Annotated in this window: 16 protein-coding genes; 5 read left to right on the plus strand and 11 right to left on the minus strand. The window is 59.0% G+C overall.

Going from position 1 to position 19,922, the window contains the following annotated elements:
• Nucleotides 1-20 precede the first annotated feature (20 nt).
• Both mgtA and SERAS12_RS02460 read left to right on the plus strand, forming a co-directional pair.
• Nucleotides 21-2,729 (plus strand): magnesium-translocating P-type ATPase, encoded by a 2,709-nt coding sequence (mgtA, locus tag SERAS12_RS02455; protein ID WP_013811317.1) that lies wholly within the window; start codon nucleotides 21-23, stop codon nucleotides 2,727-2,729.
• Nucleotides 2,730-2,875: 146 nt separating this feature from the next.
• Nucleotides 2,876-5,269 carry a beta-N-acetylhexosaminidase gene (locus tag SERAS12_RS02460; protein WP_013811318.1) on the plus strand — a complete coding sequence of 798 codons (2,394 nt, stop codon included), beginning with the start codon at nucleotides 2,876-2,878 and terminating at the stop codon, nucleotides 5,267-5,269.
• A 36-nt stretch (nucleotides 5,270-5,305) separates the two neighbouring features.
• Here SERAS12_RS02460 and SERAS12_RS02465 read toward each other — a convergent pair whose 3' ends face one another.
• From SERAS12_RS02465 to argF, 9 genes are all read right to left on the minus strand, one after another.
• On the minus strand, nucleotides 5,306-6,034 hold the full coding sequence (locus tag SERAS12_RS02465) for a proteasome-type protease (protein WP_013811319.1): 729 nt from the start codon (nucleotides 6,032-6,034) through the stop codon (nucleotides 5,306-5,308).
• Between the two features lie 96 nt (nucleotides 6,035-6,130).
• Nucleotides 6,131-6,937: a transglutaminase family protein gene (locus SERAS12_RS02470; RefSeq protein WP_013811320.1), complete on the minus strand. Its 807-nt coding sequence runs from the start codon at nucleotides 6,935-6,937 to the stop codon at nucleotides 6,131-6,133.
• On the minus strand, nucleotides 6,934-7,863 hold the full coding sequence (locus SERAS12_RS02475; RefSeq protein WP_006323351.1) for an alpha-E domain-containing protein: 930 nt from the start codon (nucleotides 7,861-7,863) through the stop codon (nucleotides 6,934-6,936). Before SERAS12_RS02475 ends, SERAS12_RS02470 begins: the two co-directional genes overlap by 4 nt.
• Nucleotides 7,857-9,293 carry a circularly permuted type 2 ATP-grasp protein gene (locus SERAS12_RS02480; protein ID WP_006323352.1) on the minus strand — a complete coding sequence of 479 codons (1,437 nt, stop codon included), beginning with the start codon at nucleotides 9,291-9,293 and terminating at the stop codon, nucleotides 7,857-7,859. The genes SERAS12_RS02475 and SERAS12_RS02480 overlap by 7 nt, the downstream gene beginning before the upstream one ends.
• A gap of 275 nt (nucleotides 9,294-9,568) precedes the next feature.
• The gene (gene ridA / locus SERAS12_RS02485) at nucleotides 9,569-9,955 is read right to left on the minus strand and encodes a 2-iminobutanoate/2-iminopropanoate deaminase (protein ID WP_013811321.1); all 387 of its coding nucleotides are present in this window, start codon (nucleotides 9,953-9,955) and stop codon (nucleotides 9,569-9,571) included.
• 278 nt (nucleotides 9,956-10,233) lie between these two features.
• On the minus strand, nucleotides 10,234-10,698 hold the full coding sequence (gene pyrI, locus SERAS12_RS02490; protein ID WP_013811322.1) for an aspartate carbamoyltransferase regulatory subunit: 465 nt from the start codon (nucleotides 10,696-10,698) through the stop codon (nucleotides 10,234-10,236).
• Between the two features lie 12 nt (nucleotides 10,699-10,710).
• Nucleotides 10,711-11,646: an aspartate carbamoyltransferase gene (pyrB, locus tag SERAS12_RS02495; RefSeq protein WP_013811323.1), complete on the minus strand. Its 936-nt coding sequence runs from the start codon at nucleotides 11,644-11,646 to the stop codon at nucleotides 10,711-10,713.
• 288 nt (nucleotides 11,647-11,934) lie between these two features.
• Nucleotides 11,935-13,503 (minus strand): ABC transporter substrate-binding protein, encoded by a 1,569-nt coding sequence (locus tag SERAS12_RS02500; protein ID WP_013811324.1) that lies wholly within the window; start codon nucleotides 13,501-13,503, stop codon nucleotides 11,935-11,937.
• Nucleotides 13,504-13,716: 213 nt separating this feature from the next.
• Nucleotides 13,717-14,736: an ornithine carbamoyltransferase gene (argF, locus tag SERAS12_RS02505; protein ID WP_013811325.1), complete on the minus strand. Its 1,020-nt coding sequence runs from the start codon at nucleotides 14,734-14,736 to the stop codon at nucleotides 13,717-13,719.
• A 163-nt stretch (nucleotides 14,737-14,899) separates the two neighbouring features.
• Between argF and rraB the strand changes: the two genes are divergently transcribed.
• Together rraB and miaE are read left to right on the plus strand one after the other, a co-directional pair.
• The gene (gene rraB / locus SERAS12_RS02510) at nucleotides 14,900-15,328 is read left to right on the plus strand and encodes a ribonuclease E inhibitor RraB (RefSeq protein WP_006323358.1); all 429 of its coding nucleotides are present in this window, start codon (nucleotides 14,900-14,902) and stop codon (nucleotides 15,326-15,328) included.
• Between the two features lie 49 nt (nucleotides 15,329-15,377).
• Nucleotides 15,378-16,142: a tRNA isopentenyl-2-thiomethyl-A-37 hydroxylase MiaE gene (gene miaE / locus SERAS12_RS02515; RefSeq protein ID WP_013811326.1), complete on the plus strand. Its 765-nt coding sequence runs from the start codon at nucleotides 15,378-15,380 to the stop codon at nucleotides 16,140-16,142.
• Nucleotides 16,143-16,160: 18 nt separating this feature from the next.
• Here the strand turns inward: miaE and SERAS12_RS02520 are convergent, their stop codons facing one another.
• Entirely contained in the window at nucleotides 16,161-17,765 is a 1,605-nt protein-coding gene (locus tag SERAS12_RS02520; protein WP_013811327.1) for a GMC family oxidoreductase, read from the minus strand.
• Between the two features lie 403 nt (nucleotides 17,766-18,168).
• On the opposite strand from SERAS12_RS02520, the gene SERAS12_RS02525 reads away from it, so the two are divergent.
• Nucleotides 18,169-19,194 (plus strand): acyltransferase, encoded by a 1,026-nt coding sequence (locus tag SERAS12_RS02525; RefSeq protein WP_013811328.1) that lies wholly within the window; start codon nucleotides 18,169-18,171, stop codon nucleotides 19,192-19,194.
• A gap of 110 nt (nucleotides 19,195-19,304) precedes the next feature.
• Here the strand turns inward: SERAS12_RS02525 and SERAS12_RS02530 are convergent, their stop codons facing one another.
• Nucleotides 19,305-19,808, minus strand: coding sequence for a GNAT family N-acetyltransferase (locus tag SERAS12_RS02530; RefSeq protein WP_041415863.1), 504 nt, complete (start codon nucleotides 19,806-19,808; stop codon nucleotides 19,305-19,307).
• Between the last annotated feature and the right edge of the window lie 114 nt (nucleotides 19,809-19,922).

Below are 19,922 nucleotides of genomic sequence, written 5' to 3' on the forward strand. Positions count from 1 at the left end.
CGGGTGACGAGGTGCGAATAATGAAACTTAAAAATATCCCCCGTCAGCTGCTGGGCCTGCTCAGCCGTAATTTGCCGCGCCGCCTGATTCGGCGCGATCCTCTGCTGGAAGGCGTCAGCGGCACAGCGCACGAACTGCCCGCCGGCATGGCCCAGCAACGGCTGGAATGCGCCGCCGCCGATGCGACCCAGCTTTACGAGCGTTTCCACAGCCACCCGGAAGGCATTACCGTCCATGAGGCGGAACAACTGCGCCAGCGCTTTGGCGCCAACGTGATTGAGAACCAGCAGGTGGAATCCTGGTGGCGCCATTTATGGCACTGCTATCGCAACCCGTTCAATCTGCTGTTGACGGTGCTGGGGCTTATCTCCTACGCCACCGAAGACCTGACCGGCGCGCTGGTGATCGGCCTGATGGTGCTGATCTCCACGCTGCTGCATTTCGTTCAGGAAGCGCGTTCCAATAAGGCGGCGGACGCGCTGAAAGCGATGGTCAGCAATACCGCCACGGTCATTCGCAGCGACGCGCTGACCGGTAAAAGCGAACACCTTGAACTGCCGATTGCCCAGTTGGTGCCGGGCGATATCATCAAGCTGGCGGCGGGGGACATGATCCCAGCGGATCTGCGCGTGCTGTCGGCCAAGGATCTGTTTATCAGCCAGGCGGCGCTGACCGGCGAATCTCTGCCGGTGGAAAAGATCGCCGAACCGCACGGGGTGGCGGAGGATCCGCTGGAATGCCAGAACCTGTGCTTTATGGGCACCAACGTGGTGAGCGGCACCGCGCTGGCGATGGTGATCGGCACCGGCGGCGACACCTATTTCGGCCAGTTGGCGCAGCGCGTCACCAGCCAGGATGAACAACCGAACGCCTTCCAGAGCGGCATCAGCAAGGTCAGCTGGCTGCTGATCCGCTTTATGCTGGTGATGACGCCGATTGTGCTGTTGATCAACGGCTACACCAAGGGCGACTGGTGGGAAGCGGCGCTGTTCGCGCTGTCGGTGGCGGTGGGGCTGACGCCGGAAATGCTGCCGATGATCGTGACCACCACCCTGGCCAGAGGGGCGGTGAAGCTGTCGCAACAGAAAGTGATCGTCAAACGCCTGGACGCGATCCAGAACTTTGGCGCCATGGACATTCTGTGCACCGACAAAACCGGTACCCTGACCCAGGATAAAATCGTACTGGAACGCCACACCGACGTGTTCGGTGCCAACAGCGACCGGGTGCTGCGTTACGCCTGGCTGAACAGCTTCTACCAGACCGGGCTGAAAAACCTGCTCGACGTGGCGGTGCTGAGCTGTGCGGAACAGAACCAGCAGCCGGATGCACTACAGCATTATCGCAAGGTGGATGAGATCCCGTTTGATTTTGAACGCCGCCGCATGTCGGTGGTGGTCGCCAAAGACGCGCAATATCACGAGCTGATCTGCAAGGGCGCGCTGGAGGAAATGCTGGCGATTTGCAGCCACGTGCGTCAGGAAGATGACGTTCATCCGCTCAGCGATGCGCTGCTAGCGCGCATTCGGCGCATCACCGACGATCTTAACCAGCAGGGGCTGCGAGTGGTGGCGGTGGCCAACAAGATCCTGCCGGCGCAGACGCATGAATACGGCGTGGCCGACGAATCCGATCTGATCCTCGAAGGCTATGTGGCCTTCCTCGATCCGCCAAAGGAGAGCACCGCACCGGCGCTGGCGGCGTTGAAGAAAAACGGCGTGACGGTGAAGATCCTCACTGGCGATAACGAGCTGGTGGCGGCCAAGGTCTGTAAAGACGTCGGGCTGGCGGCAGATCACGTGCTGTGCGGCAGTGAAATCGAACACATGACGGACGAGCAGTTGGCGCAGGCGGCCGCGCGCACCACGGTGTTCGCCAAACTGACGCCGATGCACAAGGAGCGCATCGTCAAGCTGTTGCGTCAGCAGGGGCACGTGGTCGGCTTTATGGGCGACGGCATCAACGACGCCCCGGCGCTGCGGGCGGCGGATATCGGCATTTCCGTCGATTCAGCGGTGGATATCGCCAAGGAAGCGGCAGACATCATCCTGCTGGAAAAAAGCCTGATGGTGCTGGAGCAGGGGGTGATCGAGGGGCGCCGCACCTTTGCCAACATGCTGAAGTACATCAAGATGACTGCCAGCTCCAACTTCGGCAACGTGTTCAGCGTGCTGATCGCCAGCGCTTTCTTGCCGTTCCTGCCGATGCTGCCGCTGCATCTGCTGATCCAGAACCTGATGTACGACATTTCTCAGATCGCCATTCCGTTCGACAACGTCGACGAGGATCAAATTACTCAGCCGCAGCGCTGGAACTCCAGCGATCTGGGGCGCTTTATGGTGTTTTTTGGGCCAATAAGCTCGATCTTTGACGTGCTGACCTTCTGCCTGATGTGGTGGGTATTCAAGGCCAATACGCCGGAAATGCAGACGCTGTTCCAGTCCGGCTGGTTCGTGGAAGGGCTGCTGTCGCAAACGCTGATTGTGCATATGATCCGCACACGCAAAATACCGTTTATCCAGAGCCGCCCTTCATGGCCGCTGTGCATCATGACGTTGGCGGTGATCGCCACCGGCATCGGTCTGACCTTCTCGCCGTTGGCGGGTTTCCTGCAATTGCAGGCGCTACCGCTCGGTTATTTCCCGTGGCTGGTGCTGATCCTGGCCGGTTATATGGTGCTGACCCAGTGCGTGAAAGGCTGGTTCGTGCGCCGCTACGGCTGGCAGTAATCCCTCAAGCCCTCTCTGCGCTGCAAGAGAGGGCCTCTGTGATCCACCCCGGCTTTTCATCTTTGCGGTTGGACATCTGAACTATGCTCAGTCTTTATTGACAGCTTCGCTGTTTTTATTGATTTTTTTCCTTCGAGGAATTTCTGATGCATAGACCGCTCCGTTATACGCTACTGGCTTCATCGTTATTGCTTTCCCTCGGCGCGTTGGCCCAACCGGCTGGCTCGCTGCCGCTGATGCCCTGGCCACAGCAGGTCGAACTGACGCAGCCGGCGGGCAGGCTGGTGCTGGATCACCGCCTCACGTTTAAGGTGCAGGGCGACGATCTGGCAGAGGCGGAGCTGCGCTGGCGGCAACGCATCGAACTGCAGACCGGTTGGACGCTGGCACCGCAAACCGCAAAAGCCGAGGGCGCGGCGATTCAGGTGAATATCAAAGATAAAGTGGCCGCTCAGCCACTGCTCGGCAGCGATGAAAGCTACAAGCTGACGGTGACGCCGCAGGGCGCCACACTGACCGCCAATACCCGCTTCGGCGCGCTGCACGGCATGGAAACCCTGTTGCAACTGGTGCAGACCGACGGCCAAAACACCTTCTTGCCGCTGGTGACGATTGCCGATGTGCCGCGTTTCCCGTGGCGCGGCGTGCTGCTGGATTCGGCGCGCCATTTCTTGCCGCTGCCTGATATCCTGCGCCAGCTCGACGGCATGGCGGCGGCCAAACTCAATGTCTTCCATTGGCATCTGACCGACGATCAAGGCTGGCGCTTTGCTTCTGAGCTCTACCCCAAACTGCAACAGCTGGCCAGCGACGGCCAGTTCTATACCCGCGAACAGATGCAACAGGTGGTGGCCTACGCCACGGCGCGCGGCATCCGGGTGGTGCCGGAAATCGATCTGCCGGGCCATGCCTCCAGCATCGCCGTGGCTTACCCGGAATTAATGAGCGCGCCGGGGCCGTATCCGATGGAGCGCGAGTGGGGCGTGCACAAGCCGACGCTCGATCCGACCCGCGACGAGGTTTATCGGTTCGTTGACGCGATCATCGGCGAATTGGCGGCGATTTTCCCCGATCCCTACCTGCATATCGGCGGTGATGAAGTCGACGCCAGCCAGTGGAAGGCATCGGCCTCGATTCAGGCGTTTATGCAAAAAAATCAGCTGGCGGATACCCATGCGCTGCAAGCCTACTTCAACCAGAAGCTGGAGAAAATCCTCGAACAGCACCAGCGGCGCATGGTTGGCTGGGATGAGATTTATCACCCGTCGCTGCCGCGCACCATTGTCATCCAGTCCTGGCAGGGGCCGGATTCGCTTGGCGCCAGTGCGCAGGACGGCTACCAGGGCATTCTGTCCACCGGTTTCTACCTCGACCAACCGCAGAGCACCGCCTATCACTATCGCAACGAAATTTTACCCCAGCCGCTGGGGGTAGATACCGAGGTACAGCCCGCTGAGCAGGCACAGAGCTGGCAGTTCAGCATGCCGCGCCTGAAGGGCAGCGCAGTAGAAGGCAGTTTTACTTTGATCGAAGGCAAGCAGGGCTGGCGTGGTTTTATCGACTTCAACGGCAAATCCCGCCGTGCGTTGCACGATATCGTCTGGCGTTCTCCGCAGCAGGTAACCTTCCGCCTCGACAGCTGGATGGGCGAGACGCGCCCGGTATTCAGGCTGCAACAGGACCAACTGAGCGGCTATACGCTGATCGGCAACGTGCGCTACCCGACCAGCGGCAGCAGGCTGGCGGCGATCCCGGCGGGCAAAATGCCGGTGGTGCCGGGGGCGAAGCAGCGGGCCAATATTCTCGGCGGCGAGGCGGCGCTGTGGGCGGAAAACGTCCGTGCGCCGATCCTCGATCTCAAGCTGTGGCCGCGGGCCTTTGCGGTGGCGGAGCGGCTGTGGTCGGCGCAGGATGTGACCGATGAAAACAACATGTACCAACGGTTGGCGGCGGTGGATGCCTGGTCGGTGGTGTCGGTGGGCTTGCAGCAGCATGCCGAAACTGCCCGCGAATTCACCCGGCTGGCGAACAGCGTGGAGATTTTGCCGCTGCAAATTCTTGCCGAGGCGGTGGAGCCTGGGCAGTACTACACTCGCCAGCACCTGAAATTCAAGGCCGGCAATTATCATCAGTTCGAACCTTTGAACCGTTTTGCCGACGCGCTGCCGCCGGAAAGCAACGCGGTGCGCGACATGGGGCGACAGGTTGAGGCGTTGCTGAAGGACAAAAACGATCGCGCAGCGGCGCAGGCGATCCGCGAGCGTTTGCAACGCTGGCAATTGAACACCGCAGCGGTGAAAACGACTGTCGCCGGTAACCGGGTATTGCAGGATTTGGCTCCGGTGGCGCAGGACGTCGGTGCGCTGTCTACGCTGGGGTTGATGCTGTTGGAGCGCTATCAGCAGGGTAAGCCGTTGAGTAAAACCGAAGCCGGGCAGATACAACAGCAATTGGATGCCGCAGCGCAGGTGCGCGACGAAGTGGTGATTGCGGCGGTCTACCCGCTGGAGGCACTGCTGCGCGCCTGCGCGATCGAATAGGGGGGATTTAGGGCTCAACATGCTGAGCCCTAAAACTTACAACTGCAACGGCGGCAGCTGTTTGAAAATGCTGACCAGCCCTTCGCCCCAGCCTTTGCGAATGGCGCTGAAGTGCGGGTGATCTTCGGTAATGCGGTACTGCTGTTGGCTGCTGAAGCTGTCGCGCGGGTAGATCATCACGTCGAGCGGCAGGCCGACCGACAGGTTGCTGCGCAGCGTGGAGTCGAGAGAAATCAGCGCGCACTGCATCGCCTGCTCCAGCGGGGTATCGTAATTCAGCACCCGATCGATAATCGGTTTGCCGTATTTGCTTTCGCCAATCTGGAAATAGGGCGTATCCCGGGTGGCTTCGATAAAGTTGCCCTGCGGATAGATATGGAACAGCCGCATCTCTTCGCCGTCAATCTGGCCGCCGAGCAGCAGGCTGCAGCTGAAATCGGTGGTGCTGCCGCTCTGCTGGGCTTCGCTGTCGCGCTGGATCACTTCGCGCACCGTTTCGCCCACCAGCGTGGCGGCTTCATACAGATTGGGCACGTTGAGCAGGTTGGGGCGATCGGCATCCTTGCTGCGGCGCAGCAGCAGGCTGATGATGCTCTGGGTCGTCGCCAGGTTGCCGGCACTTTGCAGCACCAGCGTGCGCTCGCCGTCCTGCTGGAACACGTGCAGCTTGCGGAAGGTGGAGATATGATCCACCCCGGCATTGGTGCGGGAGTCGGAAGCAAACACCAGCCCGGATGACAAGCGCATGGCCACACAATAGGTCATACCAAAATCCTTCAAACGCGAATTAACACCGTGCTCGATGACGGCACGCCGGAAAAACCCAGCGTGCCGCAAACCGCTGCATTCGGCAAGGGGATGTTATTGCCCCTGAGCCTGGCTGGCCGGCATCATCTGCACTGCCGCCACAGTCTGCATATCCTCGCTGCCGCCGCCGAGCCTGATGCCGCGTACCGGGCAGGCATCCAGGTAATCGATCCCCACCGCCAGCTTAAGGTGCTGATTCGGCAGGCGGGTGTTGTTGGTAACGTCAAAACTGTGCCAGCGTTCGTCCACCCAGGCTTCCGCCCAGGCGTGGGTGGCGACGTGGGTGGAATCTTCGCTGTAAAGGTAACCGCTGACGTAGCGCGCCGGAATGTTCAGGCTGCGGCAGCAGGCCAGAAAGACATGGGTATGGTCCTGGCAGACGCCGTTGCCGGAAGCGAACGCCTGGGCGGCGCTGTCGGTCACCTCGGTGGCGCCCGGTGTGTAAGGCATTTTCAGCAACAGATCGCCCATCAGTTTTTCCAGCCCGGCAAGCAGCGTTTCCGGTTGGTAATAGCGCAGCGCAAAGGCCTGGATGGCGCTGTCGGGCTGAGTCAGCGGGCTGTGGCGCAGGAACACCAGCGGCGAGAGATGCCCCATCGTCGGGTCCTCTACGCCGTCTTCAATCTCCACCACGCCGTGGGCCTGAATGGTGATCGCCTGATGCGGGTGATCCAGCGTCAGCACGTGCAGCACATTGCCGAAGGCATCGGTGGTGCACACCGCGTCTTCCGGCAGCGTTAACTGCCAGGAGATGATGCGCTGGTGCTGCGAATCCTGCGGCGTCAAACGCAGATACTGGGTGCTGCGCTTCACCTGCTGGGCGTAGGTGTAATGGGTATTGTGCTCAATATTCAGTTTCATTGCGCCTCCAGGTAAGTGTGATGGATGCTTTCCGCGATGCCGTTGATCTGCCCGAGGAATAAGCCCAGCCAGTCGCTCAGCCCCACCTTGTTCAGATCCTTCATGCTGCTGAAACGCAGTTCGGCGTGCAGCGTGTGCGCCAGCCGGCGCGGTTCGTTGGCACTGTTGCCGCCAATCTGCTCCAACTGTTGCACCATGTCGCCGACGCAAGCCAGCAGGGAGCGCGGGATTTCGTTACGCAGGATCATCAGTTCGGCAATGGTTTCCCGGCTGAGCTGCTGCTTGTAGATGCTGTGATAGGCTTCGCGTGCGCTGACGGCCCGCAGCAGCGTGTCCATGCGGTAATACTCGCGCACCGGATCGTTGTCGTTATCCAGCAACTCGTTTTTGACGCCGAGCAGGCGCGCGGTGCTGTCTGCCCGCTCCAGCAGGGTGCCGAGGCGGATAAAGCACATCGCGTCGCTGCGCAGCAGGGTGCCGAACATCGCGCCACGAAACAGGTGCGAGCGCTCCTTGACCCAGTCGAAGAAGCCGTCGGCGCCCACAGAACCTATGCCCTGGCGGCGGATCAGCTTCATTTCGATCCAGGTGGCGTTAATGCATTCCCAGACTTCGGAAGACAGGCTGCCGCGCACCGCATGGGCGTTGTTCCAGCCCATTTGCAGGCAGCTGTAGATGCTGCTGTGGTTACGGCTGTCGAGCGCAAAAAAGCTCACCAGATTGGCCATCGTCAGATCGGGATAGGCGGCGGCGTACAGTTGCCCGGTGCCGGTCAGGTTGAGCGGCACCTGCAGATCATGATCTTCGCTGTCGCGGATCGGCATCATCGACAGTTTGTTGGTCACGTCGAGCACCCGGGCGATGCTTTCCGCCCGCTCCAGATAGCGGGCCATCCAATAGAGTTCACTGGCAGTTCGGCTCAGCATGCGTCATCCTCCAACACCCAGGTATCCTTGGTTCCCCCGCCTTGTGACGAGTTGACCACCAGTGAGCCTTGCGCCAGCGCTACGCGCGTCAGGCCGCCGGGCACCAGGCGAATTTCCGCACCGCTCAGGGCGAACGGCCGCAGATCGATATGACGCGGCGCCAGGCCATCGTTGACAAAGGTCGGGCAGGTCGACAGCGCCAGCGTGTTCTGCGCAATGTAGTTATGCGGTTTGGCCAGCAGCAGCGCGCGGAAGTGGGCGATTTCGTCTTTGGTCGCCGCCGGCCCAATCAGCATGCCGTAACCGCCGGCGCCGTGAACCTCTTTCACCACCATCTGTTCCAGGTTCGCCAGCACGTACGACAGCTCATTCTTGTGGCGGCACTGCCAGGTGGGCACGTTGTTGAGGATCGGCTCTTCCTGCAGATAGAAGCGCACCATGTCCGGCACGTACGGGTAGATCGACTTGTCGTCGGCCACGCCGGTACCTATGGCGTTCGCCAGCACCACGTTGCCGGCGCGATAGACGGAAAGCAGCCCCGGCACGCCGAGCATCGAGTCCGGGCGGAACGCCAGCGGATCGAGGAAGGCGTCGTCCACCCGGCGGTAGATCACATCCACCTTGCACGGCCCGGCGGTGGTGCGCATAAACACCGCGCCGTCCTTGACGAACAGATCGGCGCTTTCAACCAGCTCCACGCCCATCTGCTGGGCCAGGAAGCTGTGCTCGAAATAGGCGCTGTTGAAACGGCCCGGCGTCAGCACCACCACGGTGGGATCGTTAATCGGCGAGCTTTCGCGCAGGGTTTGCAGCAGGTGCGACGGGTAGCGCTCCACCGGGGCGATGCGCTGCTGGGCGAACAGTTCCGGGTACAGGCGCATCATCATCTTGCGGTTTTCCAGCATGTAGGACACGCCGGATGGGGTGCGAAGATTGTCCTCCAGCACGTAATACTGGCCGTCGCCACCGCGCACCATATCCACGCCGACGATGTGCGCGTAAATATTGCGGTGCAGATCGACCCCCTGCATGCAGGGCTGATATTGATCGTTAGCCAGCACCTGCTCGGCCGGAATAATCCCGGCTTTCAGAATATGCTGCTGATGGTAGATATCGTGCAGAAAGGCGTTGAGCGCCTGTACGCGCTGACGAATGCCGCGATCGAGCATCGCCCATTCGCTGGCGGGGATGATGCGCGGCACGCTGTCGAACGGGATCAACCGTTCGGCGCCGTCATCCTCACCGTAAACATTAAAGGTAATGCCCACCCGGTGAAACAACAGTGCAGCCTCTTCTCTTTTGCGCTGAATAGCCTTTTGGTCGGCCTGTTGCAGCCAATGCCAGTAAGCTTCGTAATGGCCCCGGTGTTTACCCTCAGCCAGAAGCATCTCATCAAAAAACGGTGAAGCGGACAGGTCGATATTTAGCATCGTCACCTCGTTGACATTGCAGGCTGTAACAAGATCGAGCATAAAATGTGCCAAAATGTGAAAGAGGCGAAAAGCGGCGTAAAAAGCAGGAAAAGGGCAGGGGAAAGCGCGATTTGGGTGCAGGCGCGGCGGGCGTTGCCTTAAAATGGGGCGAAATTGTGGTGCGTTGGGTTAACTATGATCCCTGATAGCGCACCCTAACGGATCGTTGCTTCAGGCGGGACAAATAAAAACGGCCAGCCGATGGCTGACCGTTGGGCGCGGTGGTCGTGGAATTAACGACGAACGGCGATGGCTTCGATCTCGATTTTCACGTCTTTCGGCAGACGGGCCACTTCGACGCAGGAACGGGCCGGGAACGGCGCGTTGTGCTCGGTGAAGAAGCTTTCGTAAGCGGCGTTTACGGTGGCGAAATCGTTCAGATCTTTCACGAACACCGTGGTTTTCACGATGTCGGCGACTTTCAGGCCGGCGGCTTCAACGATCGCTTTAACGTTTTCCAGCGACTGGCGTGCCTGTGCGGATACGTCGTCGGCCACTGCGCCGGTTTTCGGATCCACCGGGATCTGGCCGGAAGTGATGATCATGCTGCCCAGATCAACGCCCTGCACGTAAGGACCAATGGCTGCCGGGGCGAGTTCAGTGCTGATGCTACGTGACATTTTTTCTCCTGATATATACCCGTCATACTTGAAGCTACCTCTGTGTTGGCTGCGCTCACCCACCCGAATCACTTACTACAGTAAGCTCATCGGGATGAGTTCCCTTGCCGCCTTGACGCAACTCCAATTATTTTGGGTATACCATTTGTCTTTCAAACTGCAGCGTGGTCGGCTGCGTGTGCTCGCCGTAGGGGGCGAATAAATTCGCCCCCTACGGCATTCCATTATAGGGAGTGACGAGCGGATTAACAGCGTCGTTCCCGGCAAATGGGTATATTTCAATCCGCCTGCAGCACTACCTGATGGTCGAACTCTTTCTCGCAGTAGCGGCATTTCAGATGCACTTCGCCATCGCGGGATTTCACGCCGAAACTGGACGCCACCGGCTCGCTGCGGCTGATGCAGTTGCCGTTCGGGCAGGTCAGCACGCCGTCGATATGGTCCGGCAGGCTGAGGGTCAGCTTGCGCACCACTTCGTAGTTGTCGATGCGGTTCACCGTGGCTTTCGGCGCGTACATCGCCAGCTGGTTGGCCTGCTGCTCGGTCAGGAAGGTGTTCTCGATTTTGATCAGGTCTTTGCGGCCCAGCTCGTTGGAGGGCAGGTTCAGGCCGATGGTGATGCGCTGGTCGGTGGCGGTCAATTTGAACAGCGTCAGCAGCTTAAAGCCCACCTGCGCCGGAATATGGTCAATCACCGTACCGCACTTGATCGCTTCAACCTGCAGTTTGTTATCCTGAGTCATGACGGTTCCCCCTTAAAGAGCCAAATCTGCGTTTAATACCAGCGCCAGCAGTGCCTGGCGGGCGAAGATGCCGTTGCCTGCCTGCTGGAAGTAGTAGGCGTACGGCGTGGTATCCACGTCGGTGGTGATCTCGTCGATGCGCGGCAGCGGGTGCAGCACTTTGAGATTGGCGCGCGCGCCGGCCAGATCCGCCGCGCGCAGCACAAACTGCGCCTTCACGTTGGCGTATTCCGAAGGATCCAGACGCTCTTTCTGCACACGGGTCATGTAGAGAATATCCAGCTCCGGCACCACTTCTTCAATGCTGCTGTGCAGGCTGTATTCGATGCCTTTTTCTTCGAGCATTTTCAGGATGTAAGTCGGCATCGCCAGCGCATCCGGGGCGATAAAGTAGAAGCGGTTGCCTTCGAACTTGGCCAGCGCCTGCGCCAGCGAGTGTACGGTGCGGCCGTATTTCAGGTCGCCGACCATGGCGATATTGATGTTGTTCAGGCGGCCCTGGGTTTCCTGGATGGTGAACAGGTCGAGCAGCGTTTGGGTCGGGTGCTGGTTGGCGCCGTCGCCGGCGTTGAGCACCGGGACACCGCCGGAAAATTCCGTCGCCAGCCGCGCGGCGCCTTCCTGCGGGTGACGCATCACGATGGCGTCTACGTAGGTGCCGATGACCGAGATGGTGTCGGCCAGCGTTTCGCCTTTCTTGCCCAGCGACGTATTGCTGCCGTCGGCAAAACCGACCACCGAGGCACCGAGGCGATGCATCGAGGTTTCGAACGACAGGCGGGTGCGGGTCGAGGCTTCGAAGAAGCAGCTGGCGATCACCTTGTGCTTGAGCAACTCGGGCTGCGGGGTGGCTTTCAGGCTGGCGGCGGTGCGCAGCACCAGCTCCAGATCCTCGCGGCTGAGATCGTTAATAGAGATGATATGTTTGTGATACAGCGGGTTGGCCATTTTTCACTCTCCTCGACTCGTGCCCGTGGCGCGGGGCTTTTTAAGGCAAAAAAAAGCCCCTCAACGAGGGGCTTGAAACGATCGGTTTAGCAACAGGAGAAACAACGGCAGTTGGCCGCCGATTGGCGGTTGGTTTTGTCGGTTGCGGCTAACAAAACACATGGCGTTTTTCATGCTTTCTCCTGGCAAATTGTCGCGCATTATACTCGCGCTTTTCGCCACTGCAAGCGCTAAAACACCGATTTTTGCCGCTTCGCAATCGATTGGCCGGCGATGGCCGCTTGCCGGTTATTTGCTGACGCGATCGTAGTAGACCATGTCGGCGTTCAGGCCCTGCTGGTAGCCTTTGACGTTATCGCGCAGCACCACTTCGGTTTTGGCCTGATCGATAAACACATACGGCGAACTGCGTTGCAGCTCCTGTTGCATGGCGGTGTACAGCGCGGTGCGTTTGGCCGGATCGGCTTCGGCTACCGCCGCCAGCGTCTGTTTGCTCAACTGCGGGATCTGCCAGCCGTTGAGGCCCGCGACCGTGCTGGTTTTACCGTCGTTATAGGCGAAAGCGCTGGCGTTGGAATGTGCATCAAAATAATCCGGGATCCACAGGCGGATCGCCGCCTGATGCTGTTTGGCGCGTACCCGCGAATACACCTGGCTGCCGGCGGCCGGCAACAGATCCAGCTTCACGCCACCTTGGGCAAAACTGGCCTGCAACGCCTGAGCGAGGGTGATAAACGGCGGCTTATTCTCCACGTCCAGCGTCAGGGTGGCGTTGGTGATACCGGCCTTGGCCAGGATCGCCTTGGCCTTGGCCGGATCGAAGCTGAACGGGTTGTCTTCCAGCGCGCCCGGCAGCCCGACCGGCAGGAAGCTCTGGTGCACAAAATACTGCCCCTTCAGTAGATCCTGAGTAATTCCCTGATAATCGATCAGATAGCGCGCCGCCTCCCAGAAGGCCGGGTTTTTCAACAGCGGATTGGCGGCGTTGCCGGTGTTGAACACTAAATAGTTCTGCTCGGCGGACGGGATTTCCAACACCTTCACGCCCGGTTGATTTTTTAACGCCAGGGTCTGGTCCGGGCCAAGCTCACGCGCCACATCGGCGTCGCCCTGCTGGATCAATAGGCGGCGGGTGGCCGGGTCCGGCACGCTTTTAATGATGATGCTGTGCAGCAAGGGTTTGCTGCCCGGCGAGGTTGGATTGGCGTCCAGCACGATCGCCTGATGCGGCTGGTAGACGCGTATTTTAAACGGCCCGCTGCCGGCGGAGTGCATCTTCAGCCAGGCGTTGCCGTAGTCGCCGTCTTTGGCGTTCGGCTGCACCGCCTTGCTGTCGACGATCGAGGCGATCGGCGTGGAGAGAATATTCAGCGCCACCGCCGGGCTGACGTCCGCCGTCCAGCTCAGTTGCAGGTTGTGCTCGTCGATTTTCTTCAGGTGCGCGTCAATGTTGTCCGGCTGCCAGCCGAGCACGTTGAGGATAAACGCCGGCGATTTGTTCATTTTCACCGCGCGGCTGTAGGAGAAAATCACGTCGTCGGCGGTCAGCGGGTTGCCGGAGGCGAACGCCGCCTGTGGGCGCAGTTTGACGGTCAGGGTTTTTGCCGCCGCATCGCCCTGCCAGCTTTCCGCCAGCACCGGCACCACTTTCGCCGGATCATCGCGATCCGCCTGCACCAGCCGCTGATACAGGCTGGGTACGGTCTGGATGCTGGACAGCTCATTGGCTTCCGCCGGATCCAGGCTGACGATATCGTCCAGCGATTGCACCACCACCAGCGTGTTGGGCGGGGTGGCGGCGAGCGCAGAGGCGGACAGGGCGGCAAGCATTAACAGCGGCAGGACTTTGGCTTTCATCGGTGTGTATCCCCTGAAGGCGCCACGCATGGCGCTGAGAAGTGTTTGTTATCGTTGGTTTTCGCACCACGGTAGAACCTTTGCCCAAGGCAGGCAAAGGTCAATCGGCTATTTGATATGACAAGAATATATTAGGCGCGCCGGCCGGGGGTTGCCAGAGCGGGGAAGGGGGTGGGGCACGCGAGCCTGCAGACCTGCGCGCCGGAATAGGGTTTACATCGTTTCGCTCAGCGTGGCGACCATCACCGCCTTGATGGTGTGCAGGCGGTTTTCGGCCTGGTCGAACACCACGCTGTGCGCGGATTCGAACACTTCATCGGTGACTTCCATGCCGCCCTGCAGCCCGTATTGTTCCGCCATCTGTTTGCCGAGGGTGGTTTGGTCGTCGTGAAACGCCGGCAGGCAATGGAGGAATTTGACGTTCGGGTTACCGGTCAGTTTCACCATCGCCATATTGACCTGATAGGGTTTCAGCAGCGCGATCCGCTCCTGCCAGGTTTCTTTCGGTTCGCCCATCGACACCCACACGTCGGTGTACAGGAAATCCGCGTCTTTCACCCCTTCGGCAATGTCTTCGGTCAGGGTGATCTTGGCGCCAGTTTGTTGCGCCAGCGCCTGACACTCGGCGACCAGCTCCGGCTGCGGCCAACAGGCTTTAGGGGCCACCAGGCGCAGATCCATGCCCGCCAACGCGGCCGCTTCCAGCAAGGTGTTGCCCATGTTGTTACGCGTGTCGCCGAGGTAAGCGAATTTCACCTCGCTCAAGGGTTTGCCCGGCAGCTGTTCCTGCACGGTGAGCAGGTCCGCCAGCAGCTGGGTTGGGTGGAATTCATTGGTCAGCCCGTTCCACACCGGCACGCCGGCATGGGTGGCCAGGGTTTCCACCAAGTGCTGGCCGTAACCGCGGTATTGAATACCGTCATACATCCGGCCCAGCACGCGGGCGGTGTCTTTCATCGATTCCTTATGGCCGATCTGGCTACCGCTTGGGCCGAGATAAGTGACCTGGGCGCCCTGATCGAAAGCGGCAACCTCGAAAGAGCAACGGGTGCGGGTCGAGTCTTTTTCGAAGATGAGCGCGATGTTCTTGCCCTGCAAACGCCGCGTTTCCTTACCCTGCTTTTTGGCCTGCTTCAATTCGGCCGAAAGCCGCAGCAGCGCCAGCAGCTCTGTCGGCGTGAAATCCATTAACCTCAGAAAGTGACGTTTGTAGAACGGGTTCATCGTACTCATTTCCGCATGTCCTGATCGTTTTAATTGAATTAAAATTCACTTTATATGTATGAATATTCAATTTCAACCCCGAAGCAGAAATCTTTCACGTTTATCGTGGCAGCTATGGCGGCGGTGTGTGAAAATAGAAGGAATACAGGCCATTTGACTTGAGGATATAGGCATGGCAAACCGCGAACAGCTGGAAGAACAACGTGAAGAGACCCGCCTGATCATCGAAGAACTGCTGGAAGACGGCAGCGATCCGGATGCGCTCTACACCATCGAACACCACCTCTCTGCCGAAAAGTTTGAAGTGCTGGAGCAGGCCGCTGTCGAAGCCTTCAAGCTGGGCTACGAAGTGACCGACGCCGAAGAGCTGGAAGTGGAAGACGGCACGCTGGTCATGTGCTGCGACGTGATCAGCGAAGTCGGCCTGAATGCCGAACTGATCGACACCCAGGTAGAGCAGTTGTTGGCGCTGGCGGAACGTTGCGGCGTTAACTACGACGGTTGGGGCACCTACTATGAAGATCCGAACGGTGAAGACGGTGAGGATGATGAAGAAGACGGTGAATTGATCGACGAAGACGACGACGGCAAACGCCACTGATTAATTTTTGTACAGGAGCCGGCGCAAGCCGGCCCTTATAATTAAGCTGATGAAATACCAATCCCTGTTATCCCCGATTCTAAACTTCCTGCACTGCGAAACGCCCGATGGCTGGATCGACGCTGCGCGGCGTCCGGAAAACCTGCCGCTGTTGCTGACCGACCATATGGTGTGCGAGCTGAAGGCGGCGCAGACCGGCATGTGGCTGATTCGCCGCTACGTGGCGGACAAAGAGAGCGGCGATGCCTTGCTGGCGCTGCTCAGGCCCTATGAGGCTTTTCTGCATGAAGCGCAGGGCGAGCCGGAAACCTTGTTCCGCCAGGGCCAGTTCACCAGGAAAATCTTGCCGAAAAACGGGTCGGCCTACGGGCAGGATCTGGCGGACAAGATGGTGCTGCTGATCAAAGAAGAGTTGCACCATTTCTCGCAGGTGCTGGAAATCATGCAGGCGCGGCGCATTCCCTACAAGAAAATCACCGCCAGCCGCTATGCCAAAGGCATGATCCGCGAGGTTCGCACCCACGATCCGGCCACACTGATCGATAAGCTGATCTGCGGCGCCTACATCGAAGCGCGCTCCTGCGAACGTTTCGCCCGGCTGGCACCGCATCTGGACGACGAGTTAAACCGTTTCTACGTCTCGCTGCTGCGCTCCGAGGCGCGGCATTATCAGGATTACCTGACGTTGGCCGAACAGATTGCCGGCGGTGACATCAGCGAGCGCGTGGCTCACTTCGGCCGCATTGAAGCGGCGCTGATCCAGACCCCGGACAGCGAGTTCCGCTTCCACAGCGGCGTGCCCGCCGCTGCCTGAGCGTCGGGCGCCCGGTTTTCACATCGGCGCGCCCAGCAGCAAATCCACCGCTTTTTCCGCCAGCATGATGGTCGGCGCATTGGTGTTGCCGCTGGTCACCTGCGGCATCACCGAGCAATCGATCACCCGCAGCCGTTCAAACCCGTGTACCCGCAGTTGCAGATCGGTCACCGAGTCCTGCGGCGACGGGCCCATGCGGCAACTGCCTACCGGGTGATACATCGTTTTGCAGAAGTTACGCACGAACTCCTCCAGTTGCGTCTCATCGTTCAGCCATGCCGGCTGCGGCATCAGCAGATCTTTGACGATCGGCTTGAGGGCGGCGGTTTGCAGGAAGCGCAGGCCGAACTTCACCGCGCGCACGCTGCCGGCCAGATCTTCCGGATGGCCGAGGTAATTGGCGTGCAGTTTGACAGGATCGCGCGGATCGCGGCTGCGCAGCAGCACTTCGCCGCGGGCCTTCGGTTGCAGGTAGCCGACCTTCAGCGTGAAGCCGTGAATATCCGGCAGCGGCTCGCCGGGCACGTCGTCCCAGCTGTCCAGCATCGGCAGAAAGTGGATCTGCACGTCCGGCCGGCCGTCGCCCAGGCTGTCGGAGAAGGCGGCGCCTTCCAATACGTTGGAGGTGAGCACGCCGCTGCGGAACGCCAGCCATTCGGTGCCGTGGCGCAGCGCCTGCAGGCCGCGATCGGCGCCGAACAGGCTGATCGGCTCGCGGGTGCTGACGTTGATCGACATATGCAGGTGATCGTGAAAGTTTTTGCCCACCGGCAAGTCCGCGCGCGGCTCGATCCCCAGCTGTTGCAGGTGTTCGCGCGGCCCAATGCCGGACAACATCAGGATCTTCGGCGAGCCTACCGCACCGGCGCTGAGGATCACTTCTTTTGCGGCCTGCGCGGTGACTTCGCCGCCGTTCTGGCTATACACCACGCCGGTGGCGATGTTGCCGTCGAACACCACCCGATGCACCAGCGCGTTCAGTTTCACCACCAGCCGTTGCTCGTTACGCACCGCTTTCAGGTAGGTGCGGGCGGTACTGGCGCGTTCGCCGTTGTGGGTGGTGGTCTGGTAAAACCCCACGCCGTGCTGGCTGTCGCCGTTGAAATCGTTGCGGTAAGGCAGGCTCAGCTCCTGGCCGGCGCGGATAAACGCCATGCTGAGCGGGTGGCGGTACCGGTTCTCGCTGACCGGCAGCAGCCCCTCGCCGCCGTGATAAGCGTCGGACAGGCTCTCGTTGGCCTCGGCGCGTTTGAAATAGGGCAGCACGTCCTGATAGCCCCAGCCGACGCAGCCATAACGTTCGGCCCATTCGTCGTAATCCTGCCGCTGGCCGCGAATGTAGATCATGCCGTTGACCGAGCTGCTGCCGCCCAGCACCTTGCCCTGGGCAATTTGCATGCGGCGGTTGTTGGCGTGCGGTTCCGGTTCGGTTTCATACGGCCAGCTTTTTTTGGCGATGATCTTCGCCACGCCGGCCGGCATCTTGATGAACAGGTTATTGTCGTCGCCGCCGGCTTCCAGCAGCAGCACCCGCGCCTGGGTGCGGCGGATCAGCTGCGCGGCCAGCACGCAGCCGGCGGAGCCTGCGCCGACAATGATGTAATCAAAAGCGTTTTCCGACATGACCGTTCTCCGTGCGAATGCGGCATAAGCCTGTCAGGGCAGAGTATCGCAAGGCGGCAAGAGGTCAATTTGTAATCGTTAATTTGTTAATGAATATCACAAAAAATATGATAATTGGTTTTAGTTTTTATTATATCATTTTGATTTTATTGTTTTTATATAAAAAATACAAAATATGACCATGTTAATGATCATGCGTGGCCTGGTTTCAGGCAGGGTTTTGGCGCCGTGGGATAGCAAAAAACGGTAACGAGCCTGGGAGAAACGCGTTAATAAAATCGCTGCGTCTTTGTTTTTTACCGAGAAATTAAATATGGGATTAATCTGATTAGAAAGAAAGTGTCAGGGAAGTGGGGCTGCTATATGATGACGACACTTGTTAGCGGATAATATATTAAGAAATATGGAAATTTCAATTAATAAGTCTAATTATTTAAAAGGGATTGCCATCATTCTGATGTTGGTCCACCACCTGTTCGCCTATCCAGACCGAATTAGCCCTGATATTCCGGTGTATTATATCGTTAGCGGGATCAATATTGAGATGTATCTTGGTTTGTTCGGCAAGATTTGCGTGTCGATGTTCCTGTTCTTGTCCGGTTACGGTTTTTCACTTAAAAAAGACATTTCTTTTAAATATATCTGGGGCAAGCTGAAGAATTTATATATCAGCTACTGGATAGTGTTGTTTATCTTTGTGCCGATCGGCATTATTTTCTTTCCGGGTGAAAGATATTCCCTTTCGCCGTCGCTGTTTATCGAAAACCTGATTGGCCTCAAATCCACCTACAACAGCGAGTGGTGGTTCTTCAAACTTTATGTTCTGTACGTGCTCTCGTTGCCGCTTTTGTCGAAACTGAATACGACGGCCTTGCTGGGCGTGCTGTTTGCGGCGGCGCTGTGCGGCAGGGGATTACAGTATTTCCCTTGGGCGCCGCAGGCGCTGATCGAGTATTGCACCTGGCTGCTGCCTTTTGGTGTTGGCATGGTGTTTGGCCGTACCCAGCGTGCCCCGGCGGACTCGTGGTTGGCGAAGCTGATTGATACGTTGGGCCGCACCCATCCGTTGATCTTGCTGGTGGTGACTGTGGCGGTGTTTATCGTCGCCCATAACCCGGGGCTGCTGGTAGTGACGCCGCTGTTTATCATCGCGATGATGAAAACCGCCGACGGGCTGGGCAGCAGGGTGAACAAGGCGGTGGTTGAGTTGGGCAAACATTCGATGTACATGTGGCTGACCCACAGCTTCTACTGCTATTACTTCACCCAGAAACTGATTTTTGCGCCGCGCTATACGCCGCTGGTGCTGCTGCTGTTGATCCTGGTGTCGTATCTCACCAGTCTGGTGTTGAGCCGGATTGAGTTAGCTATCAAAAGCGGGGGGATGGGGGGGAAAACAGATTCAAGGCGGGATCTGCCAGAAGGCTGACAAAGTCCGTTATTAGGGAGAGCGTGCCGAAGGGGTCGTAACGGCCTTGGCCGTCGGAGCGCCCCTCGGTGCGCTAGGCCCGAGTATCTCGGGCTTACAACCAACTCTGATTAAAGCGTTTTCAGCATGGTCACTTCGCAGTCGACGTGGCCGGTGGTGCCCATGGCGCAGTCGATGTGTTCGAAGCCCAGATGCTCATACAGCCCGATGGCCTGCGTCAGGCTGGCGGTGGTTTCTAAATAACAACAGCGGAAGCCCTGTTGACGGGCAAACTCCAGCGCCTGCAACGCCAGGCGTTTCGCCAGGCCCTTGCCGCGCAAAACCGGCAGAAAATACATTTTCTGTAATTCGCAAATATCGTCTTCACCGCCCTGCAGCGGGGCAACGCCGCCGCCGCCGGCAATCTGGCCGTCGACTTCTATCACCCAATAAGCGCTGCGCGGTAGGCTGTAGAGCTGATACAAGACGTCCAGATTGGGATCGGAAACGGTATAGCCTTTATCCGCCGTCAAACCGTGCTCGGCGGAGACTTCGCGAATGACGTTAGCAATAGCGGCATTGTCGTCAGCCGTTATTGGGCGCACCAGAAGACGCACTGGGGTTGCTGTTGTCATGTTTACACTCGCCATAAAAAGAACCTGAATAGTTCCGGAATATCATTTTTGGTGCAGACAAAAACGCGCCGGGTTTATACCCTGGCGGCGTCCATGTGGGACGTTGCCTTTCAC

The sequence above is a fragment of the Serratia sp. AS12 genome, from assembly GCF_000214195.1.
GTDB classification, from domain to species: Bacteria; Pseudomonadota; Gammaproteobacteria; order Enterobacterales; family Enterobacteriaceae; genus Serratia; species Serratia plymuthica.